Source organism: Sphingosinicella sp. BN140058 (assembly GCF_004135585.1).
GTDB lineage: Bacteria > Pseudomonadota > Alphaproteobacteria > Sphingomonadales > Sphingomonadaceae > Allosphingosinicella.
In genome coordinates, this window is record NZ_CP035501.1 from 942,804 (window position 1) to 969,249 (window position 26,446).

A 26,446-nucleotide genomic window follows, 5' to 3' on the forward strand; every position below is an offset into this window, starting at 1 on the left:
GCGTGCATCGCGGCCTTAGACGCGGGCAGCTTACCGATCGCCGGTGCGTGATCCACCCCACCCTTCGTTCATCAGGAAAGGACGACCGTGCCCACACAGAACAAATCCGCGTTCGCCATCGCCAGAGCCGGCCTCCTGTGCGCCGTGGCGGCCCCCTTTCTGCTCGCGGCGGCGCCGGAGGACACGCCTCGCGCTGCCGCCGACGCTTTGTCGAAGACGGAACGGGCGCTCGGCGCCGCAAGTGCGGCCGGGGACGGCATGGCGGCCTTGCTCGGCCTGCTCGACGAGCGCATCGTGGCGCCGATGCCCGGGCTCGAAATGCCGACCACCGGCGCGGCGCTGGTCGCAGGCATGCAGAAGGAGGATGGCGGCGCGCGGCCGGCCGATTGGACGCCGCTGCGCGTCGGGGTGTCGGCCGACGGCCTTCACGGGTTCACGCTCGGCCATATCGGCGTCCACGCCGCTGACGGGACGATCCGCCCGGCGAAATATCTGGCTTACTGGATCCGACGGGAGAGCGGCTGGCGGATCGCCGCGTTCAAACGGGTGCCAGGTGCCGGCCGTCCGCGCGCGGCGACGCTCGCGCCGTTGCTGCCGCAACCCGTATCCGCACGCGAGACCGATCCGGCATTGCACGCCGGCGATGCAGCGAGCCTGGATGCCGCCGAGCGCGCGTTCGCCGCGGAGGCGCAGCGCATCGGGCTCGGCCCGGCCTTCGCCAAATATGGCCGCGACGATGCGATCAACATGGGTGAAGGCGCCGATTTCACCCTGGGCGCGGCCAGCATCGCCCGCGGCATGGGCGATGCGCCGACCAGCCCCGTTCATTGGGCGCCCGACGGTGTTCTGGTCGCCGGGAGCGGCGATCTGGGGCTGAGTTGGGGGCGGATCTGGTCGAACGATCCGGCGCGGAAGCGCTCCGTGCCGTTCTTCACCATCTGGCGGCGCGACGGCCGCGACGCACCATGGCGGTACATCGCCGAATGACGGCAACGACGAAAACCGCGGATCCCGCGACGGAAATGCTCCCCCACGCGGCCGGCAGGGCTCTATAGTCGACCGAGACAGCGGGGATGCATTCATGATTTCACTCGTCAGCAGGCAGGCGATCGCGCTCACCGCGGCGATGTGGACCGCCGCGCTCTGCCTCATCCTGCTCCCATTGCTCGTCATCGGCGGTCCGCCTCGGCCGGCGATGCTGCTCAACATCGGATCGACCCTGATCATCGGCCTGGCGGCGTCGGCACTTCTCTACCGGATCGCGGGCCGGCTCGCAGCACGGTCCGCATGGCTGCGCGGGGCCGGCCTAGCGGCGGCGGTGCTCGTGCTGGCCGGGTTGATCGCGCTGGCCGACGCGGCGAAGGACCGCGCGCTGATGGCGCATTTCGAGCCGGCGGCGCCGAGCCGGCCGGTGCTCCTGGGCGCGAGCGGCAATCTGATCCTGTTCGCCCTGCTGCTGGGTTTCACCGCCGCTTTGCACCTCGTCCTTCATGGCCACGCACAGCTGCAGGCCCGCGAGCGCGAGCTCGCCGTGGCGCGGGAAGCGGCCGCCAGAGCGGAACTCGCCGCCGCCCAGGCGGAAGCGGCCGCGACCCATGCCCGGTTGGCGGCGCTGCGCTACCAGCTCAATCCGCATTTCCTGTTCAACACGCTGAACGCGATCTCGTCGATGGTCGTGACCGGCCGCAACGATGCGGCCGAGGGCATGCTGACCAAGCTTTCCGAGTTCCTGCGGACGACGCTCGCGGCCCATCCGGATGCGCTGATCGCACTCCAGGACGAGCTCGCCTCGGTTGCCGACTACCTGGAGATCGAGCGATTCCGGCTGCGCGACCGGCTCGATTTCGAGGTCGATTGCCCGGCCTATCTCGCCGATGCACGGGTGCCGAGCTTCCTGCTTCAGCCGCTGATCGAGAATGCGATCAAGCATGGCGTGGCGCCGACCAGCCGTGCGGTGACGATCTCGGTGCGGGTGCGGCGGGCGGTCGGCGATCAGCTCCGTATCGTCGTCGCCGACGACGGCGGCGGCCCGGCCGCTGTTCCGGCTGCGGCGCCCGGCTTCGGCATCGGCCTGGCCAACGTCCAGGAGCGGCTGCGATCGGTCTATGGACCCGCGGCGACGATCGAGACGACCCGTCCGGCGATCGGGTTCGAAGTCGCCGTCCAGCTTCCGCTCGGCACCCGCCACGTGCCGGATCTTCGGGTCGCATGATGCGGGTACTGCTGGTCGACGACGAGCCGCCGGCGCTCGAGCGGCTCGACGCCTTTTTCCGCAACATCCCCGACGTGGCGGTGGTGGGCACGGCCGCCAACGGGATCGAAGCCACTGCGGCGATCGCCGCGCTTTCGCCCGATCTCGTCATGCTCGACATCCAAATGCCGGAGCTGAGTGGCCTGGCGGTGGCGGCGGCTTTGCCGTTCGACCGGCGGCCAGAAATCGTGTTCGTCACCGCCTTCGAGCATTTCGCGCCTGATGCGTTCGAGGTGGAGGCGGCCGATTATCTGCTGAAGCCGGTCCGCTTCGACCGGCTGCGCGAAGCGGTTCAGCGCGCCCGCCGGCGCCAGGCCGGACGCGCCGCCGAACATGCGCCGGCCGCCGCGCCAAGCCCCTATGACGATGCTCTGTGGGTGCCGACCCGGACCGGCCAGGTGCGGGTGCCCGTCGACCAGATCGATCGGATCGAGGCCGCGCGCGATTATGCGATGCTGCACACGCCGCTGCGCAGCTATCTCTATCGATCGACTATGTCGGCGCTGGCCGAGCGGATCGATCCGCAGCAACTGACCCGGGTCCATCGCTCCGCCTTCGTCCGCCTGTCCAAGGTCACGGAGGTGCAGCGCGACGGGCGCTGGCTGATGAACCTGGTGCTGGCCGACGGGGCGGTGGTCGCCGTCGGCCCCAATTACGTGCGCCCAGTGCTCGACAAGCTCGGGCGCTGAGCGCGGGCAGCTTCGCCCCCGCTTATCCATCTCACCGGACACGGCCTACCCTGCGCTTTCGACGCGACGCGGGCGGCGTTCGTCGCACGCGTCCAGATCGGGCGCGCAGCGCGCGGCTTTCGGCCCTCTGCGGCTGATTCGGCGGCGGCGGCGCGCCATCCATCACCCGAGACAATCGGGAGGTACCATGCAGAAAAGATCACATTGCAGGCTGCGGCTCGCCGCGCTCGCTGCCGGCATCGCCACCGCGTCCTTCGCCACGCCCGCGATCGCGCAGGACGGCGGCTGCGCGGCGCCATCGGTCACGCCGAAGAAGAAGGGCTTTGGCGGCCTGCTCTCGGCGGCACGCGGTTCCGGCCTGCTCGGATCGGTGATGGGCCGGGTGCGCGGCGACGGCAATCTTGGTGCAGACCTGCAAGGCACGGCCCGCGCCGCCGCGCGCCGGGCGGCCGACGGCGCGATCGCATGCGCCGAGCAGAGCGCGTCAGCCGCCAGCTCGGACGCAGCGGAAGCGGAGACCGGCCAGCCGACCGTGATGCACCAATCAGGCGCCCCGCGGGGGCAGCGCGCCCCGTCGGTCCGCTACCCGCACGAACTGCCCAAGCCGGCGGACAAGCTGGCCGAGTTCAAGGCCTATGACGAACTCGCGCGGGTGCGATGCTTCGGCTGCGAAGGCGGGTTCGAGAATGAGGGCTTCCACGGCTATGCATTCAATCCGAACGGTGCGCGCGGCATCGACGTAGCCGCAATGATGGAGGCGATGGCGGCGGGCGAGAGCCGGACCTGGTCCGGCAGCGTGGTGAAGGGCCGGATCACCAAGATCGGCGAGGAAAAGCAGAGCGGCTTCCGCTGCATGCGGTTTCGGCTCCACATCGATCGCGGCGCCGGCAGCGCAGAGCGCGACAAGCTCTATTGCTGGGGAAGCCAGAACCAGTTCCTGCCCAAGGAGAGCTGGATCGAAGTCTATTGAGCGGGACCGTTTTGCTCCCTTCCTCAGCTCAATCAAGGTTGCTTCGATGAACATGAACCCTGCGGCCGGATCCGGCCAGCGCCCGATCGTGCCGTTCCTCGCTTTGGTCGCGGCGGCGACCGTCTTGCTCACCCTGCTCCTGATCCGGATCGGCGACCCGCGCGGGCCGGCGGCGATGCTGCTGATGTTGGCGATCATGTGGACGCCGGCTCTCGCCGCGTTCGCAACCCGGCTGCGATCCGCGCGGACGCTGCGCGGGTTCGGCTGGGGCCTTGGACCGGCGTGCTATCTCGGCATCGCCTATGGCGTCACCTTCGCGATCGTCGCGATCCCCTTTCTGATCGCGATCGCCGGCGGTCACGGCACCGTCACCATGATTTGGTGGCCGAAGGCGGCCGGCAATTGGGGCCTGCCGGCCACGCCGCTGGCGGGGTTCCTGATGCTGGCGAGCGTCAACGTGCTGTTCGCGATGATCGCGGCGGTCGGCGAGGAGCTCGGCTGGCGCGGCTATCTGGTGCCCGCGCTGGCAGTGCGGCATCGCCTCCCCGCGATTACCGCGATCACTTGGGCGGTGACCTTGCTCTATCACCTGCCGGCGATGATCGGCGCGGACTATCGGAGTGCGACGGCTCCTTTGTGGTTTTCGATCGCCTGCTTCGCCGCGATGCTTTTACCGCTATGCGCGTTCATGGCCTGGCTGCGGCTGCGTTCCGGCAGCGTCTGGCCGTGCGTGCTCGCCCACGGCGCCCACAACAGCTTCGCCCAGGAGATGTGGCCGTCGGCGGTCGTGCCCGACGCGCTGACGCCGTGGCTCGTCGGCGAATTCGGCGCCCTCACCCCGCTCGTCGCGCTGCTCGCGGTCGGGGCGCTGGTCACGCTGGCCCCGTTTCAGCCGGGTTCCCGGGCCAAGCCCAGCCGCGCCAGCACCGCCCTGACATAGCTGGGCCCCACCTGCACCACCGCCCCGTCCTCCATCTTCAGCGCGATCAGACCGCGGCCCAGCCGTTCGATTCCGGCAACCAATGCGGGCCGTATGAAGGTCGAGCGGTGGACACGCATCAGCCCCTCGCTGTCGAGCAGCGCCTCCAGCGCCGTCATCGAGATGCGATGGATGTAGCTGCGGGTGGCGGTATGGAGCAGGACGTAATCCTTCGCCGCCTCGATCCATTCGATCTGATCGATCGGCAGGCGCACCTGGCCATGGGTAACCTGAACCCAGATCGCATCCGCGCCCTTCGCTGAGCCGGTCTCCGCAAGCGCGGCGAGCCGGTCTTCGGCATCGCGCAGGGCGCGGCGACGGCGGGCACGGCCGACCGCCTGGCGCAGCCGATCGAAGCGCACCGGCTTCAGCAGATAGTCGGCGGCCTCGACTTCGAAGGCGTCGGGCGCATATTGCTCGAACGCGGTCACGAACACGATTTCGGGCCGCTCCGCCTCGGGCAGGTCGGACGCGACCCGCAATCCGCTTTTCTGCGGCATCGAGATGTCTAGCATGACCAGATCGGGCCTCAGCGCGCCGATCTGCGCCTCCGCCTCGCGACCGGTGGCGGCGGTGCCGACGATCTCGGTGTCGTCGATATCATCGAACAAGGTCGCCAGACGGCGCAGGGCCAGCGGCTCGTCGTCGACGAGGAGAACGCGAAGGCGGCTCATGCCGCACGCTCCTGAACGACGGCCGGGCGCCGCGCGAGCGGCATGCGCAAGACGGAAACGAAGCCGCGGTCGCGCCGCCCCGTCTCGAGCGTCGCATCGCCTCCGTAGAGCGTGTGCAGGCGCTGGCGAATGTTGGCGATGCCGAGGCCGGTGCCCGGCTTTGGCGGCGTGTCCGCGGCGACCGCGTCATCCTCGACGACGATCACCAGCGTGTCGCCATCGGCTGTCGCCTCCACCCGCACCGAGACCGGCTCGGCGGACGGCGCGACGCCATATTTGACCGCATTTTCGACCAGGGGCTGGAGCACGAAGCTCGGCACCAGAGCGTCGTTGAGCGCGGCGGGACAGACGAACGCGACCTCCAGGCGCTCGCCGAAACGGACGCTCTCGATCTCGAGATAATGCTGGAGCGTTGCTAATTCGTCCTCCAGCGAAATCACCCCCTCGGGCGCCGCCGCCAGCGTCGCGCGGAGGAATTCCGACAACTTGCCGAGCATCGCGTCGGCGGGTTCATAGTCGCGCGTGACGATCAGCGAGGAAATGGCGTTGAGCGTGTTGAACAGGAAATGCGGGTTGAGCTGGTAGCGCAAGGCCGCTAGCCGGGCGGCGCTCGCCGCCGCATCGGCCTTGCTCGCCAATTCCCGCGCCAGCGCGAGCTCGCGCTCCCGGTCGCGCGCCAGATTGTTGGCCTCGATCACCGTGAAGGCGGCGCCGAGCAGCGCGAACTGCCAGACCAAGGCGACGAAGTTGTTGGTCGCCCGCAGCGCGAACGGCACCGGCCTTTGCGGCGATACGGCGAGGCGGGCGATCCATTCGCCGGTCGCGGCATCGATAAGGGCGAGTAGGCCGGAGGCGGCGAAGACGGCGATGCCGAGCGCCGCCAGACGCGCGGCGGGGTGGCGGCGCCGGGTGGCGCGCACGACCATATAGATGGCGGCGGACAGGGTCGTGCCCAGGGTGCAGATGAGCAGCACGGTGACGAACACGTACAAGGTCACGCCGCTGAACAGATGATAGGGGATCAGGTAAAGGATCGCCGAAAGCGTCCAGGTCGCGACCGTGAGCGCGATCGCCTGCCGGAGGTCGGTGCGGGCGGAAAGGTGGATTGGGTCCGTCATGCCGCCGGGAGTACAGCATCGAGGGCGGCGGCGCGTCCAGCCCGGTCGCAGCCAGGACCGGCTTCATCGCGCGCCTGCCGCTTGCGCGCCGCCCGGGCGCGATCGGTCGCAGCGGGGCGGCCCCGCCCGCCGCCTCTCCCTAGGGCAGGCCGGACCGGCAGGGAGAAATAGCATGAACAGGATGACGGCGCTCGCAATCGCGGCCGCCACGGTGCAGGCGGGCTCGTCGGCGGCGGCGACCCGGACGGAGCTCGACCCACACGCTGTCGCGGCCATCGAAAGCGTGGCGCGCGACTATGTGGACGGCCAGCTCGACGGCGACGTCAAACGCGTCGCGCAGGCGCTTCACCCGGATCTCGCAAAGCGGGCGGTGGCGCGCGAGACCGCGACCGCGCGCGAGCTCTTCCCATTGCGGCGGATGTCCGCGGACGAACTGATCGCCCTGACGGCGCAGGGCGTCCTCAAGACGCCGCGCGCGCAGTGGGAGCGGTCGGTCCGGGTGCTCGACATCGCCGGGAATGCCGCCGTCGCCCGCGTCGAGACGCCCTGGTTCGTCGACTTCTTCCATCTCGGGCGTTTCGGCGAGCGATGGCTGATCGTCAATGCGCTGTGGTGGCCCAAGCCGGCTGTCGCCCCGACCACGTCCGATCGCAACCCTTCGCCCTGAGATGGGCGGCGTCGGCGCTGTTGCGCCCTGCCCCGCGGTCCTTGCGGCACGATCCGGCCGAAATTCCGGACTCGTCCTGGCGCGGGCTAATCGAGGTTCCTGCACATCTTGCGCGCCTGGCCCTTGAGCTGGGTCAGGTGGAGGGAGATCAGGAAGCGCGGGTTGCCGTTGCTGTTGCGATCGTCCCAGCGACAGCTGGGCGTGTCCGCTATGCCGGCCTTTTTCCCATCCTCGATCACCGCGCCGAACCGGGTGCAGGCGGCGGCACGATCGGGGCCGTCGCTCTGCTCGACCGCGTTCAGCAGCTCGGCCGCCTTTGCGGCGGTCACTGCCCCCGCCTCTTCTGCGGTGCAGAGACGCGTTTCGCCTGCTTGCGGCGACGCCTCCTCCGCCGTGGAGCAGGATGCGACTAACGCGGCAAGGGGCAGGACGCTCAGCAGCACTCTCATCCGCTTCAAGACTCCGTTGCGGTCGCGATCGGACCTTAAGCTTCGTCCGCAGCCCCCCACAAGCCTCGGAGAGTGGAGGCTTACCCACGCGGGATCGGGTGCTCTCGCATGAATGGCGGCAGGCACCGCGACTTCTCAACGTTCGCTGACGGCCGCGAATATTTTATCCCTCTCGTCCCCGCCCGGGCAGCGATAGTGACCGGGGATGAGCAGCGACCAACGCCCCGATCCGTCCCTCGCCCAAGCCATCGACCCGACTCGGCTGGAGAGCATCGTCTGTTTCCTGCAGTCGGCGGCAGCGCTGAAGGACACGTTGCGGAGCGGCAGGACGGCGAGCGGACGTCAGGAGAGCACAGCCGATCACAGCTGGCGTCTCGGCCTGCTGGCCATGCTGCTGGCCGACGATCTCGACGGCATCAATCTCGTCCGCCTGCTGCAGCTCTGCCTCGTTCACGATCTCGCCGAGGCGATTACCGGCGACGTGCCGGCCCCCTGTCAGGGGCCCGCCGACGGCAGAAAGGCGCGCGAGCGGGCGGCGCTTCGCGACCTTTGCGCGCCGCTCCCCGAAGACCTTCGGCACCGGGTCGAGGCGCTGTGCGAGGATTATGAGTCCTGCGGCTCGCCGGAGAGCCTGATCGCCAAGGGCTTGGACAAGATAGAGACGATGCTGCAGCATCTGATCGGTGCCAACCCCGCAGGCTTCGATTACCGCTTCAACCTGAGCTACGGGCGCCAGATCACCGACCGCCACCCTCTGCTGCGGCAGATGCGCTCCGACGTCGACGCGCAGACGCGTCGCCGGATTGCGGACGAGCGCGCGGATGCAGGCACGTCTCAGACCTTCAGTGCATAGCACCAAAGCGCCGAAGATTTCAGAGCGTGTCCATCGGCGCCTGAACCGCTCGGCTCGGAACGGCAGGGCCGGCAAGCACCGACCCCGCCATTCCGCCCGCCTAGTGCAAATCAGCGCAGGGCAGCGAGCACGGCGTCGGCGAGCGGCGCGCTCGAGGCCGGGTTCTGGCCGGTGAGGAGGTTGCCGTCGCGGACGATATGGGCGCCCCAGTTCGGTCCCTTCTCGTACCGCGCACCCGATTTGCGGAGCGTATCGGCAAGCAGCCAGGGCGCGTTGTCGGCAGTGCCGAGCTCCACCTCTTCCTCGTCGCTGAACGAGGTCATCGCCCGCCCCGCGAACAGCCATTTGCCGTCAGTACCGCGGGCGGCGAGCAAGGCCGCCTGGCCGTGGCAGACCGGCGCGATCAGGATGCCGGCACGATCCGCCTCGACAAGGATCCGCCCCATGTCGGCATCCTTGTACAGATCCTCGACCGGACCGTGGCCGCCGGGAATGACGATCGCGTCGTAGCGGCGGCCGTCCACATCGGCCAGCACCAGGGGATGGGCGAGGCGTTCTGCGATCGACTCGAGATAGGCGCGGAAGTGATCGACGTTGGCAAAGCCGACCACGTCGGGGTTCATGCTGTGCGGATCGATCTTCGGCGCGACTCCGCCCGGCGTGGCGATGTCGACGGTGCAGCCTTCCGCGATGAATTTCTCGTCCATGACGACGAATTCCTCGGCCCAGACGCCGCTTTGATATTTGGAGCCATCGGCGCGGGTCCAGGTGTCGGCCGCGGACAGGACGATCAGGATCTTGGTCATTGTTCGTCTCCTCATGAATGCCGCCGTCAATCTGTCGGCGGCGAGTGATGCCGAGCCGCGCCCTCTCCCTTCGCTGAGACGGTCCGCCGGATGCGTGCGTTCGCGTGCGCAGGGAACCTGTTCCCGCAGCTTGCAAGCGATCGTTCCAGTGGGCGCCCGCCATAACCTGGAGGCAGGTCGGCTGTTCTCGACATTATCGAGATAGCCGCGCGGCGGAGCTGCTACAAAGACTTTGCATGTCGGGCTGCCATGCCTGTAAGGCATGACGGATGGAGCTGCGACACCTTCGCTATTTCGTCGCCGTGGCGGAGACCGGTAGCCTGACCGTCGCCGCGGAGCAGAGGCTGCACACGTCGCAGCCGTCACTCAGCCGTCAGCTCAGGGACCTGGAGCTCGAGATCGGCGCGCAATTGCTGGTGCGCGGGCCGCGCGGCGTGACGCTGACGCCGGCCGGACGCGCCTTCCTCGACCATGCCCGCCTTGCCTTGCTCCAGGCGGGCGAGGCGATCGCCGCAGCGCGGCGCGCGGCGCGGCCGGCGAAGGCCAGTTTCGCCGTCGGTTTCCTGACCGGCCAGGAAGTCGAATGGCTGCGGCACGTCAGCAATCTGCTGCGGAGCGAACTGCAGACGATCGATCTCCGGGTGACCAGCGACTTCTCGCCGGCGATCGGGGCCGCGATCCAGAGCGGTGAGATCGACCTCGGCTTCTCGAGGATCGAACCGCAGCCGGATGTCACCTACAAGATCATCGCCCACGAACCGATCACGGTCATTCTGCCGCGCGAGCATCCGCTGGCAGCGCGGCGGGAGATCGATCCGCGCGCCATCGATCCGCAGGAATTCATCGGCTATTCCGACACGCCCCACGTCCTGCGCGGGATCGTCGAGCGCTATTTCCGCGAGCGCGGTTTGGCCATGGCGGCGAGCCATCATCTGGACAGCTACGCAACCGGCATATCGCTGGTCGCCTCGACCAAGGGCGTCACCCTGCTGCCGGCCTACGTGCAGGCGCTGCTGCCCGCTTCGCTGGTCAGCCGCCCGCTGGCCGGCAACGGCCCGGTGATCGAGATCGCGGCAGGCTACCGCGCCGACAATCCATCGCCGGTGCTGGCGGTGTTCCTGCGCAACATCGATCGCCTCGTCGCCGCCCGAGCGGCCGAGACCGGCGGAAGCTGAGCGGCAATCGGTTATCCGACGTCGCGAATCGTCGGTCCGGACCTGGGATCCCGGGCCAGAACCTCTCGCCTGCCCTGGTCATCCGGATGCGAGATGATGCCCGCCCGCTCCATGCGCTCCAGGTGTGTCATGGCCTCATTGAAGCCGATGCCGAGATTGCGCGCGAGGTGACTTCCGGACGCCCGCCGGGAGAGGATCACGAAATTGCGTGCCTCGAGATAGCGTCGCTGGGGCGGCGGCGGAGGCGGCAACGGCGCATCGGGCGGGAGCAGGACGGTCACGGGCAGAGGGTAACCGAGCGTCGCGGGATGGCAAGGTGGATCGGCGGGGCAGAGGTTGCGATCAAGCCGCAACGGGCCACCTCGGACGTCGCGCACCGAATGCGGCTACTTGCAAAGGCGCGTGGCGGCGCGCTCGCATCCAGGCCGCCCATGGGTGCTGGATGGCTCCGCACGCGCCGGGCGTGGATTACCCTATCGGGCATCTTCCCGCTTGCGCACGGACCCATCAAGATCGGGCGGGCCAATCACGGCGTTCCGAAAGGCGCACCCATGTCAGATGCCGGACCGACCACCGCAACCGCAACGGAGCCGGACTATGATCACCTGCTTCGCTCCAACCTGCAGCGCGTGTTCAACGAACGGGACCCCGCGCGGCGAGCGGCGGCGATCGCTGAACTCTACGCCGAAGAGCCGGTAATGTACGAACCGGATGCGATCATCCACGGCCGCGCGGCAATCGCCGATGTGGCCGGCGCCCTGCTCACGCGGTTCGGCGGCGACTTCCGCTTCGTTCCCGAAGGCAGTGCCCTGGGTCACCACGGAATGGCCTCGTTGCGCTGGCAGGCCGGAACGGCCGGCACCGCACCGACGGTCACGGGGATCGATACGGCCGAAATCGTCGACGGCAGGATCGCGCGGCTTTGGGTCCTGCTCGCGCTGTAGCTGCTTTCGGGCTGCGAGTGATCCTGCTGCCAGGTCGGAAGCGGCGCAGGAGCGCTCAGCGTCGGTCGCTTTCGCTCACCCCCACGCCTGGCGCCGCGCCCGGGCGCGCATGGCGTCGAGGAACAGCCGCACCGACGGCATGGCGGCGCGGGCGGCGTCGTAGAGCAGGCTGACCGGCAGAGGCGGCGGCGCGTGCGCGGCCAGCACGGGGACGAGCCGCCCGGCGGCGAGCGCGTCCGCGATCTGGTAGCTCAACAGGTTGGTGAGGCCCAATCCCGCTTCGGCAGCGCGGATCTGGGCGTCGATGCTGTTCACCGTAAGGCGGGGCGCGACCTCCACGATCCTGCGTCCGTCGGCGCCGAACGGCCAGGCGCTGCCGACCCGCACGCCGCTACCGACGATGCATCGGTGCTCGCGCAACTCCGCGGGTTCCGTCGGAGCTCCGTTCTCCGCCAGGTAAGTGGGACTGGCGACGACCATCGGCTGCACGACACCGATCGCGACTGCACGCAGCGCACTGTCGGCAAGCGCGCCGATCCTGACCGCGACGTCGATGCCTTCCTCGACGATGCGGACGTTTCGGTCGACCAGCATCAAACGTGCGGTCAGTCTCTCATGCAGGCTCAGCAGAGCCTCGATTTCCGGCAGCACATGCAGCCTCCCGAACACGACGGGCGCAGTGACGTAGAGCTGGCCGCCCGGAACCGACCGGCCGCCCATCGCAAGCTGCTCCGCCTCGCGTAGATCGGCGAGGATCCGCCGCGCCCGATCGAGGAAGCCGGCGCCTTCGTCGGTGAGCGACACCGCGCGGGTCGAGCGATGGAGCAAGGTGACGCCGAGGCGGCGCTCGAGCCGCGCCACCGCACGAGTCACAGCCGGTGCCGACATACCAAGCGTGCGCGCCGCCGCGGCGAAGCCACGCTGCTCCGCCACGGCGACGAACACGTTCAGGGTGTCGAACCGATCCATTGTTGCTCCATCTGAAATGGTGAGCAACAAATATCGCTCATTATCTCGGCTGCGGCAACGGTCTACATCCGACGCATGGCAGCAACCTATCTCCGCGAGATGTTCGGCCCCGGCGCCCGGGCGCGTCAGGAGGCGGCGGGCTCCCGCGCCTCCTATGCCCGGATGGAAGCGAAAGCCGGCGCCCTCGATCTTCTCACCGAGCGGGAGGCGGATTTCCTCGCGGCCCGCGACAGTTTTTACATGGGATCGGTGACCGAGGACGGCTGGCCCTACGTGCAGCATCGTGGCGGACCGGCGGGCTTCCTGCGTCGCATTGCCGGCAATCGGATCGGCTTCGCCGACTATGACGGCAACCGACAATATCTCTCGGCGGCAAACCTCAGCGCCGATCCGCGCGTGTCGCTGTTCCTGATCGATTATCCGAACCGCCGCCGGTTGAAGCTGATCGGACGCGCGCGGATCAGCACCGATCCGGCGGACCTCGATGCCGTAACCGTGCGCGGCCAGAGCGCGGAGGCGGAGCGTGCATTTCTGATCGACGTGATCGGCCTAGACTGGAATTGCCCGCAGCACATCACCCGGCGCTTCACCGAAGCCGAGATCGCCGCGGCGACAGCGCCGCTGGTCGCCGAGGTGGAACGTCTGCGCGCGCGGTTGGCCGAACTTGAGGGGCAAAATCAATGACGAACAGACTCACCCGCGGTGTGCATCATATCGGCCTCACCGTGCCCGATCTCGATGCGGCGCGCGCCTTCTTCTGCGAGACGCTCGGCTTCGACCAGGTGGGCGGCGTGCCGGCCTACCCATCGATCTTCGTCTCCGACGGTGCAGTCCTGCTGACCTTGTGGCGAGCGGCCGACCCGATCAGCGCACGCGCCTTCGATCGGCGGACGAATATCGGCTTGCATCACCTCTCGCTCGCCGTTGCCGACGACGGAGCGCTGGACGAAACGTGGGAGAGAGTGCGTGCGCATCCCGGCGTGATCGTCGACGTCGCGCCGCAGCCGATCCGGCCCGGGGCTACGACCCGGCACTTCCTGGTCTTCATCCCGGGCGGGATCCGCCTCGAATTCGCAACGCCCTTCGCCTGAACCGACACGCCGTCGCGATTGCCGCCTTGCTCCAGCCACCACCGTGCCATCGCGTGTGGCGCGTCAGAATGTTGCCTTCCGAGCCGCACCGATCAAGGTGCGGCGTCGCCGACCCGCGCTGCCAGCGGCCGCGCCTCCTGGACGAGCGAGAGCAGGAACTTGCCGGGCTCCTCGACCATGATCTCGTGGGCGCTGTTCTCGAACCAGACGAAGCTCTTGGCGGGGGCGCGAACGCGATCGAACCACTGCCTGGCGACCTCGGAATTGACGGTACGGTCGTGCCGGCCGGCGAAGAGGATGAGCGGACAATCGAGCTGCGTGACGTGGCTGAAATCCAGCGTCAGGACGGGGCTGAACAGGAAATCCTGGGAAAAGCCGTTGCCGTCATAAACTCGCCGCGCCTCCTCGTCAGTGTATTCGGGTGACAGGCGTGCGCCGATGCCGTCCACCTGACGAGGCCGGTAGGCCATGACGCCGCCGAAGAAGTCGGACCATTTGCGCTCGATCCTGATCGCTTCGAGCGGGATCGGCCTCCCCGGAGCGGCATAGGGCGCGATCCTTTCCAGTTCGGCGATCGCCTCCGCATTGCCGGCCTTTCGCGCGGCGGCGAGCGCGGCGGCATAGCCGCGCCGTTCGCTTTCAGGGCTGTTCGCCAATTGCCCCATGCCGATGTAAGCGTGGAGCCATTGCGGGCGCCGGCGCGCAAATTCCAGGCCGACATAGCTGCCCCAGGACGTGCCGAGAACGAACAGCTTGTCCTTGCCGAATTCCCTGCGGAGCCAGAGCGCGAGTTCCTCGGTGTCGTCGACGAAGCGTTCCGGCTTCATCGTCGGCGCGACCGCCTTCGGACCGTTGGCGAGATGGGTCTTGCCGGCGCCGCGCTGATCCCAGTGAACGACCGTGAAATATTCCTCGAGGCCGCGGGTGGTCCACCACGCCAGAGGCGCCGTCGGGAACCCGGGACCGCCATGAAGAATGAGCAGGATGGGATTGCGGCGGTCTGCATTGCGAATGCTGACGAACTGATCGATGCCGCCGATACGGACGAATTGGCTGCGATCGACACCGTCGGGCGTCACGATCCGGCGCAATTCGCGTACGACATCGACTGCCTGTTGGCGGCTCGAGGCTTCCGCGGCCGGCGCTGCTGCGGCTTGGCTCGTCACCAGCAAGGTTGCGATGATGCCAAGGACGCTGCCTGGACGTTTGACGCGGCGGACGGCACGATCCAGCACGCGTTCCACAACGGTCGCCATTGTCAGGCTGGGCCTTGCAATATCCTCATGAGGTCGGGTCAAAACGCTCTCTCCGGCTATTCCTCGCGATCAGCGAACAGGAAGAATGTTCGATTGAGCCGACGCAGGCAATGACCTCGGATGTAATCGGACGTTGCGCTCAGTCTTCCCTGCGGCCCGTGCCTTCCCGGTTTCGCCGATAGTGGTTCGTCAGTGCGAAGGCAGGCAGCCAGGCCTCGCGCCGGATCATCCAGTTCTCGTAGGTCGGCGTGAAGCGATCGGGTGCGTCGAGCGCTCCGAGATGCACCTCGATCTCGTCGCCATAGCGGGCGTACACCGACGACCCGCATTCGGGACAGAAATGCCGCCCTTCATACGCGCGCGTCTCACCCTCGATTTCGACGGCATCGAGCGGGCAGATCGCCGCCGCAAAGAACAGGGCGCCATGATGTTTTCGGCAATCGAGACAGTGACAGATGCCGACCCGATAGGGCTCGCCGATGATCGTCAACCTGATCTTGCCGCAGAGGCAGCCGCCCGTTGTCGCGTCCATCCCGGATCCCTCACTCGCTTCCCACACCAACCCGGTTCCCGGCGAGAAGCTCCTTCACCCTCCCGGTGAGGAAATGCGCGGCAGCTCTTACCGGCCGGTGATCAGCGGACCCGCAGGCGGCGGCGGGAAATCGAGCGGAGGAACGCGGGCACCGGGGGTGCCTGCGGTCACCGCGGCATAGAGGCGGAGGCCGAGCGGGCTGTGGGCGACGAGCGTCATCGCCAGCTGGGTCGCAGCCATTGCGGCGAGGCCGCACCACCAGGCCGGGTGGACGCGGCCACGGCGGCTGCGGTCGGCGGCGAGGCCCAGCATCGGCCAGAGCAGGAGCGCCGCAAACACCGCCCAGCCGGCATAAGGGATCAGCAAAGGCATCGGCAACAACCGGCCGAAGGCGGGTCCGGTCAGCATCGCCATGCCGCAGACGTGCAGCCGCCGGTGCCATTCGGTGCGGCGGCGGAGCAGGATCGCCGCAGTGGTGAGGCCACCGAAGCAGAGGATGCTCAGCGAGTTCATCAGCAGGAAATAGGCGGGCTCGAAGAAGAAGGGCGCTGTGCCGTTCCGCACCATCGTAGCGGTGGTGAAGATGCCGACGATGACCATCGCCGCCGCCCAGCCTGCGCCGAGCCAGCCGAGCCGGCGGTGGAGCGCAATCGATCCCCGCGTCACCAGCACGTTCTGCGCGACGTAGAGCGTCACCCAGCCGAAGAACAGCAAGGCATGGACGTGGACATGGATCGGTGATGCGAAGCTCGAGCGGCCCATGGCGAGTTGCAGCGAGAAGCCGGCGACGATGGTGAGCGCCATCGCGATCGAAAGCGTGAGGAAGAAGCGGTCGTCCTGCCCGCGTGCCGCCGTCAGCGTGGCCATGTCGCCTCCCCTATCTGTTCCCCAGAACAAGCATATAGCAAGTGGGCGGGATGCGCCACCGCCGGTCGAGCGCCGCCATCTCCTTTGCGCCCGTCGTGCTTCCGCCCGTCCTCTACGGCTTCGGGTCGCCGATCTCGGTGACCACGAACCGCGCATGATCGGCGCGGTCGGCGCGTGCGCCGGGGCTGGTTGCGGAGACCTGCCCGCTCAGCGGATCAACGGTGAGGTAGCGGTGGGTGGCCAGCGACAGCAACATCGGCTCGCCATAGACCGTCTCCATCCACTGGAACGTCTCGCTTGCGCCCGCCGCTCCGGGCTTGAGCCAGGCATCGCCAGTCCCGTTGATCGAGAGATGCGCGTCGCCGAGCGAGAGCGTCACGCGCCCCGCGCCCATGTCGCGAACCCGGAAGCGAGTTGCCTCTGCGCCGCTCGCCGCGATGATGGAGCCTTCCTGCGCGCTCAGGCTCAAGGCGGAGCCCTGTAGCGCAAGCGTCACCAACCGGTCTTTCGGAAGGGGGCGCATCAGCCCCTTCGCATTGGGTTCGGCAACCGCGAAGCTATCGAAATCGGCATAGCCCCCAGGCCGCCCACGTTCGTTGAAGGCAAACAGCGCGTAGCGGATGCCCTGGAAGGTGCGCAGTTGAAACGCCATCGCGAACGGCGCGCCGATCGGCGCGAAGCGCCGGCCGTCGAGGCTGTAGGAGAAATGCGCCTGCTCGGTAAGGTAATCGCAGTCCGCACGAAGCCAGATACGCTGCCCGGCAAAGGGGAGCCGGATGGTCTTCTCGCCTTGCTGGTCGCGGAATTCGATGGTCATCGTGCTTCCGTCCCGGCGCACGCCGAGCGTGCGCCACGGCAGCCCGAGCAAAGCCAGTCCGGCGACGTCCCCGTCCCGAAGCCCCCTGGTTTCAAGCAGTGTCGTCGGGGAGGATTGCGGACCGATCGCCCGCTGGGTGAGCGAGTTGCGCGCCGACATAAGGTCGCTGGCCGGAAGGGTGTGCAGACGCAGCATTCCGCGCCGTTCCCGCAGCGACCAGCGTGTGTCGTCGGGAAGGTGGTTCCACTGCCAGACCGGCGCCAAGTGCGGCCCGGAGAAATCATCGTTGCGCACATAAGGGGCGAACGGCCGCTGGTTTACCCCGGTCGCGGGCTTGATCCAGGTCCGCGGCGTGCGACCGAGGTTACCGGGCAATCCGAAATAGGGCCAGCCGTCTTGCCATGTCACCGGCGACAGCCCGGTCAGCCGCCCCAGCGAATTGAAGTCGGTCATCGAAAAACCCCAATATTCGCCCTGCGGCGTCTGGACGAAGCCGCCCTGGTGAAGGACGTTGCGGCCCGGCGTCGTCGTCGGCGGCACGATGTCGAACGGCGGCTTGGGCTCCCCCCGGTGCCGGTATCCGACCGCGCTCCCCCAGCCCTCGTCGAGGCTGACGGCATGGTTGACCTCGTACGGGCCGTAGGGTGCGTCGGCGCGCGCCATCGGCATGCGCATCCGCCCGGAATACCAGGCGCTGGTGATGTAGTAGCGGCCCTCGATCTTGTAGAGATGGGCGCCTTCGCCCATCCCCTGGTCTGCGCGGATGATCACCCGCTCGGTGCCCGGCACGATGTCGTCCAACGCCGCGTTGAGCTGCGCCATCCGCACCTCCCGATAGCCCCAGACGACATAGACCTTGCCGTCATCATCGAACAGCACGCCGAGATCGTGGAGCGAGCGCTTCATCGGAGTTCGGGTCCACGGACCCGCGGGATTGGTCGCGCGGAAGACCTGGGTGGTGTGCCCGTTGATGTTCGAGAAGATGTAGAAGGTGCCGTTATGATAGCGGAAGCTCGGCGCCCATATGCCCTGCCCGTACATGCTCTTGCCGCTTTCGAGCCGCATGTCGGGGCCGAGATCCATCCGGTCGAAGGCGTAGCCGAGCAGCCGCCAGTTGACGAGATCGCGCGAGTGCAGGATCGGCAGCCCCGGCATGACGTGCATGGTCGTGCCGGTCAGATAATAATCGTCGCCGACCCGGATCAGATCGGGATCGGAAAATTCGTCATAGAAGAGCGGATTGGTGAACGTGCCATCGCCGTTGTCGGCGGTCCAGGTCTGGGCTGAGGCGGGCAGCGCCGCGGTGCATGCCAACGAACCCGCCAACAGCCACGTCATCCGCCTCATCGCGCTTCTCCTCGCCCCATTTCTGAGCGCTTTCGCACGGCTGACAGGCTAAAGCATCGCCTTTCGACACGCATTGGAACACACGGCCAGTGTGGAGGGGCCGGCGGGTAAGGCAGGCGGGACACGACAAGGGCCGGAGCGGTCGCCCGCTCCGGCCCCTGCCTTCGTCAGCGCGAACCTTGAAGGCCCGCGAGGCGGCCTTAGCGGAACAGCGAAGTAATCGACTGCGGCGCCTGGTTGGCGATCGACAGCGCCTGAACGCCGAGCTGCTGCTTGACCTGGAGACCCTGCAGACGCGCCGATTCCTTGGCGAGATCAGCGTCGACGAGGCTGCCGATGCCGCTCTCGACGACATCGGAGAGCTTGCTCGTGTAGGAGGCCTGCGCATCGATCGCGCGCGACGCAGCACCCAGGGTGCTGAGCTTGCCGTTCAGATTCTTGCCGATGATCTCGAGATTGGCGACCATCGTCTTGGCGTCGGCCGCGGTATCGATCTTGCTGCCGGTGGTCAGCTTCTCGAAGGTGCCGCCGGACTTGCCGAGATCGAGCTCGAGGTTGGAGACCGAGAGCTGGTCCGGCGTGTAGGTGCCGGAAGCGCTGTCGGCGTCGATGATCGACTTGAGCGCGGTGACCGTGCCGCCCGAAGCCTTGAGCAGGTTGGTGCCGTTGAACGTCGAGGAATCCACGATCGTCTTGATCTGGTCGCGAAGCGCTTCGAAATCCTTGTTGATCGCGATCCGGCTCTCGGAATCGATGCCGTCGTCCGAAGCCTGCTTGGCCTTCTGCTTCATCTGATTGACGATGTCGGAGATCGATTCCGCACCGGCAACTGCGACGTCGGTCACGCTCTTGGCGCGCGATAGCGAGGAGCTCACCGCCTGCAGTCCGCCCTGGTCGCCGCGCAAGGTCTGCGCGATCGTGTAGGACGCGGAATCATCCTTGGTGGACGACACCTTGAGGCCGGTGTTGATGCGGCTCTGAACCTGGTCCAGGCCCTTGTTGGTCGCGTTGAGGCTCTGCAGAGCCGCCATCGCACCGGTGTTGGTGTTCACAGAAAATGCCATTCATTCCCCCATCAAGAAGGCAGTCCCGTTCAGAGACCGAGGGCCAGACCGCTGCCCCAGCCGACGGCCTGCGAAGAACGAGCCGCATCCTCATTGTGGAAAGAGAATCTTCATCCTGCCGCCCGGCGACGCGCTTTTTTTGCCGACGGCGACTGCTCTGCCCTCGACTGCGAGGATGGCGACTGCCGCATTGACATGGCAGGCGATCATGTGTCGCGACCATGCACTTGATACGCAATGGAAAAGCGGCGCCGCCGATGCCACGCCGACCGGAGACCGCCGATGGAACCGCGACGCGTATTCGTTTTGAAGGTCCACGATGACGACCTCACCCTCGACGGCGAGGGCGCCGATCTGCCAGACCGGCGGGATGACCGTCCTTGCTTATGTCGCGGCCGCACTCGCCGAGATTGCCGGCTGCTTTGCCTTCTGGGCCTGGCTGAAGCTCGGCAAATCGCCCTGGTGGCTGGTGCCGGGGGTCGCCTCGCTGTGCCTGTTCGCCTTCCTCCTGACGCGGGTCGACGCGGACCATGCCGGGCGCACCTATGCAGCCTATGGCGGCATCTACATCCTCTCCGCCTTGCTCTGGCTGTGGCTCGCCGAAGGGGTACGACCGGATCGCTGGGATGGCCTCGGCACGGCATTGTGCCTTGCCGGTGCGGCGGTGATCCTGTGGGGACCACGGCCGGCCTGAGCGCCGGAGGGGACAACCGTCATGCCGCGGGGAGCAGGCTCTCCCTCAGTGCGCCGCGCCCATCGGCACGGCGCCACGCGGCTTGGGCACCAGCCAGATGATCGCTGCGGCCACGGCGAAGAAGCAGGCGGCGACCATGAACAGATGGTTTGTGGCGAGCATCAGGCTTTCCTGATCGAGCAGCCGCTCGATCATGCCCCAGGCCTGCCCCTCGCTGAAACCGGCGTGGCGGAGGCGATCGACGGTGCCGGCCGTGTCGTGGAGCTCGCCGACCAGTTCCGCGCGGTTGCCGTGCGCCTGATTTTCCCAGAACGTCGCCGCGACCGAGGTGCCGAAGGCCGCGGCGAGGGTGCGCAGGAAGCTCATCAATCCCGCCGCCGAGGCGGTCTCGCGCGGCTCCACGGCGCCGAGCGCCAAGGTGGTCAGCGGCACGAAGAAGAAGGGCATGCCGATCCCCTGCAGCAATTGCGGCAGTGCCAGCGTCCAGAAATCGGCGCCGCTGTTCCACTGGGTGCGGAGCAGCGACGTCATCGCCAGCCAGCTGATCCCGAAGCACACGAGCGCGCGTGGATCGACCTTGTTGACGAGGCGCGCGACGACGGGCGAGAGGACGAGCGCGAACACGCCGTTCAAGGCGGTGATGTGCCCGGCTTCGGTTGCGGTGTAGCCCAGCGAGGTCTGCAGCCATTGCGGCAGGATCACGACGCTGGCGAAGAAGGTCGCGAAGGTGAAGGCGAGCGCAAGCACGCTGAAACTGAACCCGCGATGCCGCAGCACCTTGAGGTCAACGGCGGGATGCTCCTCGGTCAGTTCCCAGGCGATGAAGACGAGGAAGCCGATCACCGCGACGATGCCGAGGGTGACGATCATCCCCGAGGCGAACCAGTCATGCTCGCGGCCGAGATCCAGCATCAGCTGCAGCGCCCCGACCCAGAGGATGAGCAGGCCGAGCCCGATGGTGTCGATCGGCTGCTTCTGGGTGGCGGTTTCGGCGCTGCCGAGCAGGCGCAGCACCGCGAACACGGCGACGGCGGCGACCGGCAGATTGATGAAGAACACCCACGGCCAGGACCAATTGTCGCTGATCCAGCCGCCGAGGATCGGCCCGGCGATCGGCCCGACCACCGTGGTCATCGCCCACATGCCCATCGCCTGGGCACGCTTTTCGGGCGGGAAGATGCGCAGCAGCAGAGTCTGCGACAGCGGCATCAGCGGACCGCCGCACAGCCCCTGGCCGATCCGGCAGGCGACCAGCATGGTGAGCGAACTCGACAGGCCGCAGAGCAGCGAAAAGCAGGCAAAGCCGGCGAGCGCGAAGGCGAAGCTGCGCACCGCGCCGAAGCGCTGGGCGAGCCAGCCGGTCAGAGGCACCACCACCGCCTCGGCGACCGCATAGGAGGTGATCACCCACACGCCCTGCGACGGTGCGATGCCGAGGCCGCCGGCAATGTGCGGCACCGAGACGTTGGCGATGGTGGTGTCGAGGACCACCATGAAATTGGCGACCGCCAGCGTGAAGCCGGCGAGCAGCAGCCGGACTCCGGTCAGCGGCCGCGCATCATCGGGCTTGCCGGCCATCCGTTCAGCTCTTCGCCGAAAGGTCGATCTCGGCGTCCATCGACAGGCCGACGCGGAGCGGATGCGCCTTGAGCTCGGCCGGATCGAGCGAGATACGAACCGGCACGCGCTGGACCACCTTGATCCAGTTGCCGGTCGCATTCTGGGCGGGAATGAGCGAGAAAGCGGAGCCGGTGCCACCGGCGAATCCGGCGACGCGGCCATGATAGACGACGTCATCGCCATAAAGATCGGAGGTCAGGCGCACCGGCTGGCCGACGCGGACGCCGCGCAGCTGACCTTCCTTGAAGTTCGCGTCGACATAGACCTTGGCGAGCGGAACGATGGTCATGATCTGCGCGCCCGGGGCGAGCTGCTGGCCGACCTGAACCTGGCGTCGCGCGACCACGCCGTCGATCGGCGCGCGGATGCGGGTGCGGGCGAGCGCGAGCTTCGCCTGCTCGACCTTCACCCGGGCGGCGGTGACTTCGGGATTGGCGCCGGCGTTGGTGCCGCCCGCGACGGCGCGGTTGGCGCGCACCTCGCCCTGGGCGGCGGTGCGCGCGGCGATCGCCTGCTGCACCGTGGCGCGGGCGGCGGCGACGTCAGCACGCGCGGCGGCCTCGGCCTTGACCGCGTCGGTGATCTCCTGCCCGGAGACGGCGCCGCTGTTGCCGACGCTGCGGCGGCGCGCCAGATCGGTCTGCGCCTTGCGCCAGTCGGCCTCCGCCGCAGCGAGCTGGGCGCGGGCGCGGACGATGTCGGCCTCGCGCGCGGTGACCTGGGCGGCGAGCGCGCCGCCGGTGGCGCTGGTCTGGCCGAAGCGGTTCTGCGCCTGGGCGAGCTGCGCCTCGGCCTCGGCAAGGCTGTTGCGGGCGTCTGCATCGTCGATCACGACGAGGAGGTCGCCGGCGCGAACCGTCTGGGTGTCGGAGACGTTGACCGCCTGCACGGCACCGCCGACCAGCGGGGTCACCTGCGCGACGTCGGCGCCAACATAGGCGTTGTCGGTGGAGACGTCGTCGGGCCCGAACACCGACCAGCCGCCATAAGCGACTGCGGCGAGCGCGACCGCGCCGCCGATACCGGTGAGCAGCTTCTTGCGCAGCGCCTTGCGGCCCGTGCCCGCCTGATCCCCAACTTGCTCTTCGTTCGTCATCGTCTCGTCCATCGAAAGATCAGCTTCGCCCAAATCCACCGCCGAGCGCCCGCACCAAAGCGACATCGAGGCTCAGCGCCCGTGCCTCCAGCTCGGCGACGACCTGCCGCCGCGGCAGCAATGCGTCTTCGGCCGAGAGCAGGTCGATGCGGGTGGTGAGCCCCGCCTGATAGCGGCTGCGGGCGGCCGCATAGGCCTGCTCCGCATCGGCAAGCGCCGCCCGCGCTTCGGCGAGGCGCCCGGTGAGCGCGCGCTGGCTGGTCACCGCATCGGCGACTTCGCGCAAGGCGGTGGTCAGCGTGTCGTTATAGCTCGCCACCGCCTCGTCATACCGCGCCCGCGCCGCCTCGTAGCGGCCGCCGAGCGTGCCCTGGTTGAACAGGGGCAGACTGATCGCCGGGCCGGCATCGCCGAAGGTCGAGCCGGTATCGATCAGATTGCCGAGGCCGAGCGCCTGGAGGCCGATCACGCCCGAGAGATTGACGTTGGGATAGAAATCGGCGCGCGCAACCTTGATCCGGCTCGCTTCCGCGTCCGCCCGCAGGCGCGCCGAGACGATGTCCGGCCGGCGGCCGACGAGCTCGAGCGCAAGATTGGCGGGAACGCCGACCGGATGCAGAGCGGCCACGGCCGGACGGGTGAGCGCGGCGCCACGATCGGGACCGGCACCGAGCAGAGCGGCGATGCGGTTACGGGTGAGTGCGATCTGCTCGTCCGCCTCCTGCAACGATTCCCGAGCGGCACGAACGTTCGAGGCGCTCTGGCTGCGCTCGCCGCTCGTGTTCAGCCCGGCGCCGGCCCGCTGACGAACGAGCTCCGCGCTTTGCTCGCGGACGCGGACCGCCTCGGCCGCAACATCGCGGAGGGCGAACTGGCGGGCGAGATCGACATAAGCCGCACCGAGCGCGGTTGTGAGCACCAGCCGCGATGCTTCCGCATCGACCCGGGCGGCCTCGGCATCGGACGTCGCGGCAGCGAGCGCGGCCCGGTTGCGACCCCAGAGATCAAGATCAACGCCGAGATTGAGCGCGACCCGGCCGGTCGACAAGACGCCGCTCGGCACGAATTCGGGCGGAATGCCCATATTCTCGCTCTGCTTAGTGGCAGCGACGCTGCCCTCGACGCTGCCCGACAGATCGGCCCCCCCGGCGGTCTGGCGAACGATCGCCTGCGCCGCGCGCACCCGTGCGGCGGCGGCCTCGAGCGTCGGCGATCCGGCGAGCGCTTCGTCCATCAGGCCGGTCAGCTGGGGATCGCCATAACCAGCCCACCAGGCGCGGTCCGGCCATGGCGCAACCGGCCCGGCCAAGCTCTGCGTGGTTGCGAGCGAGGACGACGCGCGCAGGGCGGGCGGATCGCCGAGCCTGGGCACCGAGGCGCAGCCGGCAAGCAGGAAGGCGGCGAGGAGCGCCGGAGTGGCGAAGGATGTGGAGGGCATAAGGAACCGTACTAGATGGTACGACTGCTAAATGGCATCCCATGCGCTCTTGTCAAGACGAAATCGTACCATATAGTATCGTTATGAACGGACCCCCCACCCGCCGCGAAATCCGCCGGCAGGAGCGCGAGCAGGCGATCCTGGACGTGGCCCGCGAGTCCTTCCTCAAGGAAGGCTATGCGGCGACATCGATGTCGGCGATCGCCGGCGCCCTCGGCGGTTCGAAAACCACCTTGTGGAGCTATTTCCCGTCCAAGGAGGCGTTGTTCGCGGCGGTGCTCGAGGCCGAGATCGGGCGTTTTCGTGAGGCCCTGATCGCCACCCTGTCGCCGTCCGGAACCATCGAAGACACGCTGCGCACCTTCTCGACCGCTTTGCTCGGCAAGCTCACCCGTCCCGACACCCTGCGGCTCCACCGGATCATCGCAAGCGAGGTCGAGCGATTTCCGGAAATCGGCCGCATCTTCTACGAACGGGCGCCGAAGCAGACCCATCAGCGCCTCGCCGGTTATCTGGAGGACGCTATGGCGCGCGGCGAGCTGCGCAGGGCCGATCCGCTGCTCGCCGCCCAGCAACTGGTCGCCCTGCTTCAGGCCCGCGTCTATCCCAAGCGCGTCTGGGGGGTGGATGCAGCGTCCAACGGCACCATCGCCGAGGAGGTTGAGGCCGCGCTCGATACCTTCCTGCGCGCCTACGCGCCGGAGCGGTGAACGCTTGAGTCGAACGCCGCGACCGGTCTAGCCTCGCCCGCAATGACGATACGGAGGGGCGAGGATGGCGACGCAGGCGGGAGCGACTCCGCTGAAGCGGGTGGTGGCGGCGAGCCTGATCGGCACCACCATCGAATGGTATGATTTCTTTCTCTACAATTATGCCGCGGCGATCATCTTCAATCGCTTGTTCTTCCCGACCTTCGAGCCGTTGACCGGCACCCTGCTCGCCTTCACCACCTACGCGCTCGGCTTCGTCGCGCGGCCGATCGGCGGCATCGTCTTCGGCCATTTCGGCGACCGTATCGGCCGCAAGAAATTGCTGATGCTGAGCCTCATCCTGATGGGTGTCGCCACCACCCTCATCGGACTGCTCCCGACCTATCAGAGCATCGGCGTCTGGGCGCCGCTCGCCCTCGTCCTGCTCCGCCTCGTCCAGGGTTTCGCAGTCGGAGGCGAATGGGGCGGCGCGGTGCTGCTCGCGGCCGAACATGGCGATGCGGCGCGGCGGGGCTTCTGGGCGAGCTGGCCGCAGGCGGGCGTGCCTGCCGGCAATCTGCTCGCCGTGGCCGTGCTCGCCCTGCTCACCGCCTTCCAGAGCGAGGCCGAATTCGCCGACTGGGGCTGGCGCCTGCCTTTCCTGCTCTCGGCATTGCTGGTCGTCGTCGGGTGGTGGATCCGGATCTCGATCGCGGAAAGCGCCACCTTCCGCGACGCACTCGACGCGGACACGTCGCCGCTCAAGGTGCCCGCGCTGGAAGTGTTCCGCGCGCGCCCGCGCAGCGTGCTGATCGGCGCAGGCCTGCGCCTCGGCGAAAACATCTCCTACTACATCATCACCGCCTTTTCGGTGACCTATCTGACCGAAGTCGCCCGGCTCGATCGCGGCACCGCCCTCAACGCCACCTTGGCCGGGGCGGTCGTCCACTTCCTCACCATTCCCCTATTCTCCTGGGCCTCCGATCGGATCGGGCGGCGACCGGTCTATGCGTTCGGCGGCCTTGGCCTCGCATTGTTCAGCTTCCAGTTCTTCCCGATGCTGGCGAGCGGCAACATGGCCCTGATCGTCGCCGCGATCGCGATCGCCCTCGTCCTCCACGGCGCGATGTACGGCCCGCAGGCCGCCTTCATTTCCGAACTGTTTCCGACGCGGATCCGCTATTCCGGAGTCTCGATCGCCTACCAGCTGACCTCGATCGTGGCCGGATCGCTCGCACCGATCATCGCGCTGGCGCTGTATCAGGAAACGGGATCGGCGACGCCGGTGGCGATCTACGTCGCCGCCGCCTGCCTGATCAGCGGCGTCAGCGCATTGCTGGCGAAGGAAACGAAGGGGATCGATCTGGCCGCGATCCGTTGAACGCCGGTGG

General features: G+C 67.9%; 29 protein-coding genes. 15 read left to right on the forward strand and 14 right to left on the reverse strand.

Going from position 1 to position 26,446, the window contains the following annotated elements; all coding sequences use genetic code 11:
* The first annotated feature begins 87 nt into the window (after window positions 1–87).
* The 5 genes from ETR14_RS04300 to ETR14_RS04320 all read left to right on the forward strand — a co-directional run bounded on the left by ETR14_RS04300 (window position 88) and on the right by ETR14_RS04320 (window position 4,850).
* Window positions 88–987 (forward strand): nuclear transport factor 2 family protein, encoded by a 900-nt coding sequence (locus tag ETR14_RS04300; RefSeq protein ID WP_129383525.1) that lies wholly within the window; start codon window positions 88–90, stop codon window positions 985–987.
* Between the two features lie 94 nt (window positions 988–1,081).
* Complete coding sequence (locus tag ETR14_RS04305) at window positions 1,082–2,212, forward strand: sensor histidine kinase (RefSeq protein WP_129383526.1); 1,131 nt, start codon at window positions 1,082–1,084, stop codon at window positions 2,210–2,212.
* Entirely contained in the window at window positions 2,209–2,940 is a 732-nt protein-coding gene (locus tag ETR14_RS04310; RefSeq protein WP_243455758.1) for a LytTR family DNA-binding domain-containing protein, read from the forward strand. The genes ETR14_RS04305 and ETR14_RS04310 overlap by 4 nt, the downstream gene beginning before the upstream one ends.
* A gap of 187 nt (window positions 2,941–3,127) precedes the next feature.
* On the forward strand, window positions 3,128–3,910 hold the full coding sequence (locus tag ETR14_RS04315) for a hypothetical protein (RefSeq protein ID WP_129383527.1): 783 nt from the start codon (window positions 3,128–3,130) through the stop codon (window positions 3,908–3,910).
* A 46-nt stretch (window positions 3,911–3,956) separates the two neighbouring features.
* Window positions 3,957–4,850, forward strand: coding sequence for a CPBP family intramembrane glutamic endopeptidase (locus ETR14_RS04320; protein ID WP_129383528.1), 894 nt, complete (start codon window positions 3,957–3,959; stop codon window positions 4,848–4,850).
* Here the strand turns inward: ETR14_RS04320 and ETR14_RS04325 are convergent.
* Window positions 4,799–5,563 carry a LytTR family DNA-binding domain-containing protein gene (locus ETR14_RS04325; RefSeq protein ID WP_129383529.1) on the reverse strand — a complete coding sequence of 255 codons (765 nt, stop codon included), beginning with the start codon at window positions 5,561–5,563 and terminating at the stop codon, window positions 4,799–4,801. The genes ETR14_RS04320 and ETR14_RS04325 overlap by 52 nt on opposite strands.
* The gene (locus ETR14_RS04330; RefSeq protein ID WP_129383530.1) at window positions 5,560–6,681 is read right to left on the reverse strand and encodes a sensor histidine kinase; all 1,122 of its coding nucleotides are present in this window, start codon (window positions 6,679–6,681) and stop codon (window positions 5,560–5,562) included. The genes ETR14_RS04325 and ETR14_RS04330 overlap by 4 nt, the downstream gene beginning before the upstream one ends.
* 172 nt (window positions 6,682–6,853) lie before the next feature.
* Between ETR14_RS04330 and ETR14_RS04335 the strand changes: the two genes are divergently transcribed.
* Window positions 6,854–7,348 (forward strand): nuclear transport factor 2 family protein, encoded by a 495-nt coding sequence (locus tag ETR14_RS04335; protein WP_243455759.1) that lies wholly within the window; start codon window positions 6,854–6,856, stop codon window positions 7,346–7,348.
* An 86-nt stretch (window positions 7,349–7,434) separates the two neighbouring features.
* Here the strand turns inward: ETR14_RS04335 and ETR14_RS04340 are convergent, their stop codons facing one another.
* Window positions 7,435–7,677 carry a hypothetical protein gene (locus tag ETR14_RS04340; RefSeq protein ID WP_165356309.1) on the reverse strand — a complete coding sequence of 81 codons (243 nt, stop codon included), beginning with the start codon at window positions 7,675–7,677 and terminating at the stop codon, window positions 7,435–7,437.
* Between the two features lie 325 nt (window positions 7,678–8,002).
* On the opposite strand from ETR14_RS04340, the gene ETR14_RS04345 reads away from it, so the two are divergent.
* Window positions 8,003–8,650: an HD family hydrolase gene (locus ETR14_RS04345; protein ID WP_129383532.1), complete on the forward strand. Its 648-nt coding sequence runs from the start codon at window positions 8,003–8,005 to the stop codon at window positions 8,648–8,650.
* Window positions 8,651–8,760: 110 nt separating this feature from the next.
* Here ETR14_RS04345 and ETR14_RS04350 read toward each other — a convergent pair whose 3' ends face one another.
* Entirely contained in the window at window positions 8,761–9,456 is a 696-nt protein-coding gene (locus tag ETR14_RS04350) for a type 1 glutamine amidotransferase domain-containing protein (protein WP_129383533.1), read from the reverse strand.
* Window positions 9,457–9,725: 269 nt separating this feature from the next.
* Here ETR14_RS04350 and ETR14_RS04355 point away from each other — a divergent pair, with 269 nt between their 5' ends.
* Window positions 9,726–10,631: a LysR substrate-binding domain-containing protein gene (locus ETR14_RS04355; RefSeq protein WP_129383534.1), complete on the forward strand. Its 906-nt coding sequence runs from the start codon at window positions 9,726–9,728 to the stop codon at window positions 10,629–10,631.
* 11 nt (window positions 10,632–10,642) lie between these two features.
* Here the strand turns inward: ETR14_RS04355 and ETR14_RS04360 are convergent, their stop codons facing one another.
* Window positions 10,643–10,912 carry a DNA translocase FtsK gene (locus ETR14_RS04360; RefSeq protein ID WP_165356310.1) on the reverse strand — a complete coding sequence of 90 codons (270 nt, stop codon included), beginning with the start codon at window positions 10,910–10,912 and terminating at the stop codon, window positions 10,643–10,645.
* A gap of 270 nt (window positions 10,913–11,182) precedes the next feature.
* Here ETR14_RS04360 and ETR14_RS04365 point away from each other — a divergent pair, with 270 nt between their 5' ends.
* Window positions 11,183–11,575: a nuclear transport factor 2 family protein gene (locus tag ETR14_RS04365; protein WP_129383536.1), complete on the forward strand. Its 393-nt coding sequence runs from the start codon at window positions 11,183–11,185 to the stop codon at window positions 11,573–11,575.
* A gap of 75 nt (window positions 11,576–11,650) precedes the next feature.
* Here the strand turns inward: ETR14_RS04365 and ETR14_RS04370 are convergent, their stop codons facing one another.
* Window positions 11,651–12,544 (reverse strand): LysR family transcriptional regulator, encoded by an 894-nt coding sequence (locus tag ETR14_RS04370; protein WP_129383537.1) that lies wholly within the window; start codon window positions 12,542–12,544, stop codon window positions 11,651–11,653.
* A gap of 75 nt (window positions 12,545–12,619) precedes the next feature.
* Here ETR14_RS04370 and ETR14_RS04375 point away from each other — a divergent pair, with 75 nt between their 5' ends.
* The gene (locus ETR14_RS04375; protein WP_129383538.1) at window positions 12,620–13,228 is read left to right on the forward strand and encodes a pyridoxamine 5'-phosphate oxidase family protein; all 609 of its coding nucleotides are present in this window, start codon (window positions 12,620–12,622) and stop codon (window positions 13,226–13,228) included.
* Window positions 13,225–13,635 carry a VOC family protein gene (locus tag ETR14_RS04380; RefSeq protein WP_129383539.1) on the forward strand — a complete coding sequence of 137 codons (411 nt, stop codon included), beginning with the start codon at window positions 13,225–13,227 and terminating at the stop codon, window positions 13,633–13,635. The genes ETR14_RS04375 and ETR14_RS04380 overlap by 4 nt, the downstream gene beginning before the upstream one ends.
* Window positions 13,636–13,727: 92 nt before the next feature.
* Here the strand turns inward: ETR14_RS04380 and ETR14_RS04385 are convergent, their stop codons facing one another.
* From ETR14_RS04385 to ETR14_RS04405, 5 genes are all read right to left on the reverse strand, one after another.
* The gene (locus ETR14_RS04385; protein ID WP_129383540.1) at window positions 13,728–14,891 is read right to left on the reverse strand and encodes an alpha/beta fold hydrolase; all 1,164 of its coding nucleotides are present in this window, start codon (window positions 14,889–14,891) and stop codon (window positions 13,728–13,730) included.
* Between the two features lie 139 nt (window positions 14,892–15,030).
* Window positions 15,031–15,423: a GFA family protein gene (locus ETR14_RS04390; RefSeq protein ID WP_129383541.1), complete on the reverse strand. Its 393-nt coding sequence runs from the start codon at window positions 15,421–15,423 to the stop codon at window positions 15,031–15,033.
* A gap of 87 nt (window positions 15,424–15,510) precedes the next feature.
* Window positions 15,511–16,290 (reverse strand): hypothetical protein, encoded by a 780-nt coding sequence (locus ETR14_RS04395; protein ID WP_129383542.1) that lies wholly within the window; start codon window positions 16,288–16,290, stop codon window positions 15,511–15,513.
* Between the two features lie 112 nt (window positions 16,291–16,402).
* Window positions 16,403–18,454 carry a glycoside hydrolase 43 family protein gene (locus ETR14_RS04400; protein WP_206185965.1) on the reverse strand — a complete coding sequence of 684 codons (2,052 nt, stop codon included), beginning with the start codon at window positions 18,452–18,454 and terminating at the stop codon, window positions 16,403–16,405.
* Window positions 18,455–18,654: 200 nt separating this feature from the next.
* Complete coding sequence (locus tag ETR14_RS04405; protein WP_129383543.1) at window positions 18,655–19,518, reverse strand: flagellin; 864 nt, start codon at window positions 19,516–19,518, stop codon at window positions 18,655–18,657.
* A 175-nt stretch (window positions 19,519–19,693) separates the two neighbouring features.
* Between ETR14_RS04405 and ETR14_RS29500 the strand changes: the two genes are divergently transcribed.
* Together ETR14_RS29500 and ETR14_RS04410 are read left to right on the forward strand one after the other, a co-directional pair.
* The gene (locus ETR14_RS29500; RefSeq protein ID WP_256370195.1) at window positions 19,694–19,828 is read left to right on the forward strand and encodes a hypothetical protein; all 135 of its coding nucleotides are present in this window, start codon (window positions 19,694–19,696) and stop codon (window positions 19,826–19,828) included.
* Window positions 19,829–19,888: 60 nt separating this feature from the next.
* Window positions 19,889–20,212, forward strand: a complete 324-nt coding sequence (locus tag ETR14_RS04410; protein WP_129391308.1) for a YnfA family protein — start codon at window positions 19,889–19,891, stop codon at window positions 20,210–20,212.
* Window positions 20,213–20,257: 45 nt separating this feature from the next.
* Here the strand turns inward: ETR14_RS04410 and ETR14_RS04415 are convergent, their stop codons facing one another.
* From ETR14_RS04415 to ETR14_RS04425, 3 genes are read right to left on the reverse strand one after another with little or no spacing between them, the layout of a single operon-like run.
* A complete protein-coding gene (locus ETR14_RS04415) occupies window positions 20,258–21,790 on the reverse strand; it encodes a DHA2 family efflux MFS transporter permease subunit (protein ID WP_129383544.1) in 1,533 nt (510 codons plus the stop codon).
* 4 nt (window positions 21,791–21,794) lie between these two features.
* The gene (locus tag ETR14_RS04420; protein WP_129383545.1) at window positions 21,795–22,928 is read right to left on the reverse strand and encodes an efflux RND transporter periplasmic adaptor subunit; all 1,134 of its coding nucleotides are present in this window, start codon (window positions 22,926–22,928) and stop codon (window positions 21,795–21,797) included.
* 19 nt (window positions 22,929–22,947) lie between these two features.
* Entirely contained in the window at window positions 22,948–24,366 is a 1,419-nt protein-coding gene (locus ETR14_RS04425; protein WP_129383546.1) for an efflux transporter outer membrane subunit, read from the reverse strand.
* Window positions 24,367–24,449: 83 nt separating this feature from the next.
* Between ETR14_RS04425 and ETR14_RS04430 the strand changes: the two genes are divergently transcribed.
* Together ETR14_RS04430 and ETR14_RS04435 are read left to right on the forward strand one after the other, a co-directional pair.
* Window positions 24,450–25,076 carry a TetR/AcrR family transcriptional regulator gene (locus ETR14_RS04430; RefSeq protein WP_129383547.1) on the forward strand — a complete coding sequence of 209 codons (627 nt, stop codon included), beginning with the start codon at window positions 24,450–24,452 and terminating at the stop codon, window positions 25,074–25,076.
* A gap of 64 nt (window positions 25,077–25,140) precedes the next feature.
* Entirely contained in the window at window positions 25,141–26,436 is a 1,296-nt protein-coding gene (locus tag ETR14_RS04435; RefSeq protein WP_129383548.1) for an MFS transporter, read from the forward strand.
* Window positions 26,437–26,446 lie beyond the last annotated feature (10 nt).

What these genes read in the sequence shown, in the direction of transcription:
- ETR14_RS04375 (WP_129383538.1), top strand. Translation starts at nt 12,620, where the DNA reads ATGGCAGCAACCTATCTCCGCGAGATGTTCGGCCCCGGCGCCCGGGCG.
- ETR14_RS04420 (WP_129383545.1), bottom strand. Translation starts at nt 22,928, where the DNA reads ATGACGAACGAAGAGCAAGTTGGGGATCAGGCGGGCACGGGCCGCAAG.
- ETR14_RS04395 (WP_129383542.1), bottom strand. Translation starts at nt 16,290, where the DNA reads ATGGCCACGCTGACGGCGGCACGCGGGCAGGACGACCGCTTCTTCCTC.
- ETR14_RS04370 (WP_129383537.1), bottom strand. Translation starts at nt 12,544, where the DNA reads ATGGATCGGTTCGACACCCTGAACGTGTTCGTCGCCGTGGCGGAGCAG.
- ETR14_RS04350 (WP_129383533.1), bottom strand. Translation starts at nt 9,456, where the DNA reads ATGACCAAGATCCTGATCGTCCTGTCCGCGGCCGACACCTGGACCCGC.
- ETR14_RS04430 (WP_129383547.1), top strand. Translation starts at nt 24,450, where the DNA reads ATGAACGGACCCCCCACCCGCCGCGAAATCCGCCGGCAGGAGCGCGAG.
- ETR14_RS04400 (WP_206185965.1), bottom strand. Translation starts at nt 18,454, where the DNA reads ATGAGGCGGATGACGTGGCTGTTGGCGGGTTCGTTGGCATGCACCGCG.
- ETR14_RS04305 (WP_129383526.1), top strand. Translation starts at nt 1,082, where the DNA reads ATGATTTCACTCGTCAGCAGGCAGGCGATCGCGCTCACCGCGGCGATG.
- ETR14_RS04435 (WP_129383548.1), top strand. Translation starts at nt 25,141, where the DNA reads ATGGCGACGCAGGCGGGAGCGACTCCGCTGAAGCGGGTGGTGGCGGCG.
- ETR14_RS04425 (WP_129383546.1), bottom strand. Translation starts at nt 24,366, where the DNA reads ATGCCCTCCACATCCTTCGCCACTCCGGCGCTCCTCGCCGCCTTCCTG.
- ETR14_RS04380 (WP_129383539.1), top strand. Translation starts at nt 13,225, where the DNA reads ATGACGAACAGACTCACCCGCGGTGTGCATCATATCGGCCTCACCGTG.
- ETR14_RS04330 (WP_129383530.1), bottom strand. Translation starts at nt 6,681, where the DNA reads ATGACGGACCCAATCCACCTTTCCGCCCGCACCGACCTCCGGCAGGCG.
- ETR14_RS04315 (WP_129383527.1), top strand. Translation starts at nt 3,128, where the DNA reads ATGCAGAAAAGATCACATTGCAGGCTGCGGCTCGCCGCGCTCGCTGCC.
- ETR14_RS04410 (WP_129391308.1), top strand. Translation starts at nt 19,889, where the DNA reads ATGACCGTCCTTGCTTATGTCGCGGCCGCACTCGCCGAGATTGCCGGC.
- ETR14_RS04310 (WP_243455758.1), top strand. Translation starts at nt 2,209, where the DNA reads ATGATGCGGGTACTGCTGGTCGACGACGAGCCGCCGGCGCTCGAGCGG.
- ETR14_RS04385 (WP_129383540.1), bottom strand. Translation starts at nt 14,891, where the DNA reads ATGGCGACCGTTGTGGAACGCGTGCTGGATCGTGCCGTCCGCCGCGTC.
- ETR14_RS04405 (WP_129383543.1), bottom strand. Translation starts at nt 19,518, where the DNA reads ATGGCATTTTCTGTGAACACCAACACCGGTGCGATGGCGGCTCTGCAG.
- ETR14_RS04355 (WP_129383534.1), top strand. Translation starts at nt 9,726, where the DNA reads ATGGAGCTGCGACACCTTCGCTATTTCGTCGCCGTGGCGGAGACCGGT.
- ETR14_RS04390 (WP_129383541.1), bottom strand. Translation starts at nt 15,423, where the DNA reads ATGGACGCGACAACGGGCGGCTGCCTCTGCGGCAAGATCAGGTTGACG.
- ETR14_RS04365 (WP_129383536.1), top strand. Translation starts at nt 11,183, where the DNA reads ATGTCAGATGCCGGACCGACCACCGCAACCGCAACGGAGCCGGACTAT.
- ETR14_RS04415 (WP_129383544.1), bottom strand. Translation starts at nt 21,790, where the DNA reads ATGGCCGGCAAGCCCGATGATGCGCGGCCGCTGACCGGAGTCCGGCTG.
- ETR14_RS04335 (WP_243455759.1), top strand. Translation starts at nt 6,854, where the DNA reads ATGAACAGGATGACGGCGCTCGCAATCGCGGCCGCCACGGTGCAGGCG.
- ETR14_RS04345 (WP_129383532.1), top strand. Translation starts at nt 8,003, where the DNA reads ATGAGCAGCGACCAACGCCCCGATCCGTCCCTCGCCCAAGCCATCGAC.
- ETR14_RS04320 (WP_129383528.1), top strand. Translation starts at nt 3,957, where the DNA reads ATGAACATGAACCCTGCGGCCGGATCCGGCCAGCGCCCGATCGTGCCG.
- ETR14_RS04325 (WP_129383529.1), bottom strand. Translation starts at nt 5,563, where the DNA reads ATGAGCCGCCTTCGCGTTCTCCTCGTCGACGACGAGCCGCTGGCCCTG.
- ETR14_RS29500 (WP_256370195.1), top strand. Translation starts at nt 19,694, where the DNA reads ATGGCGACTGCCGCATTGACATGGCAGGCGATCATGTGTCGCGACCAT.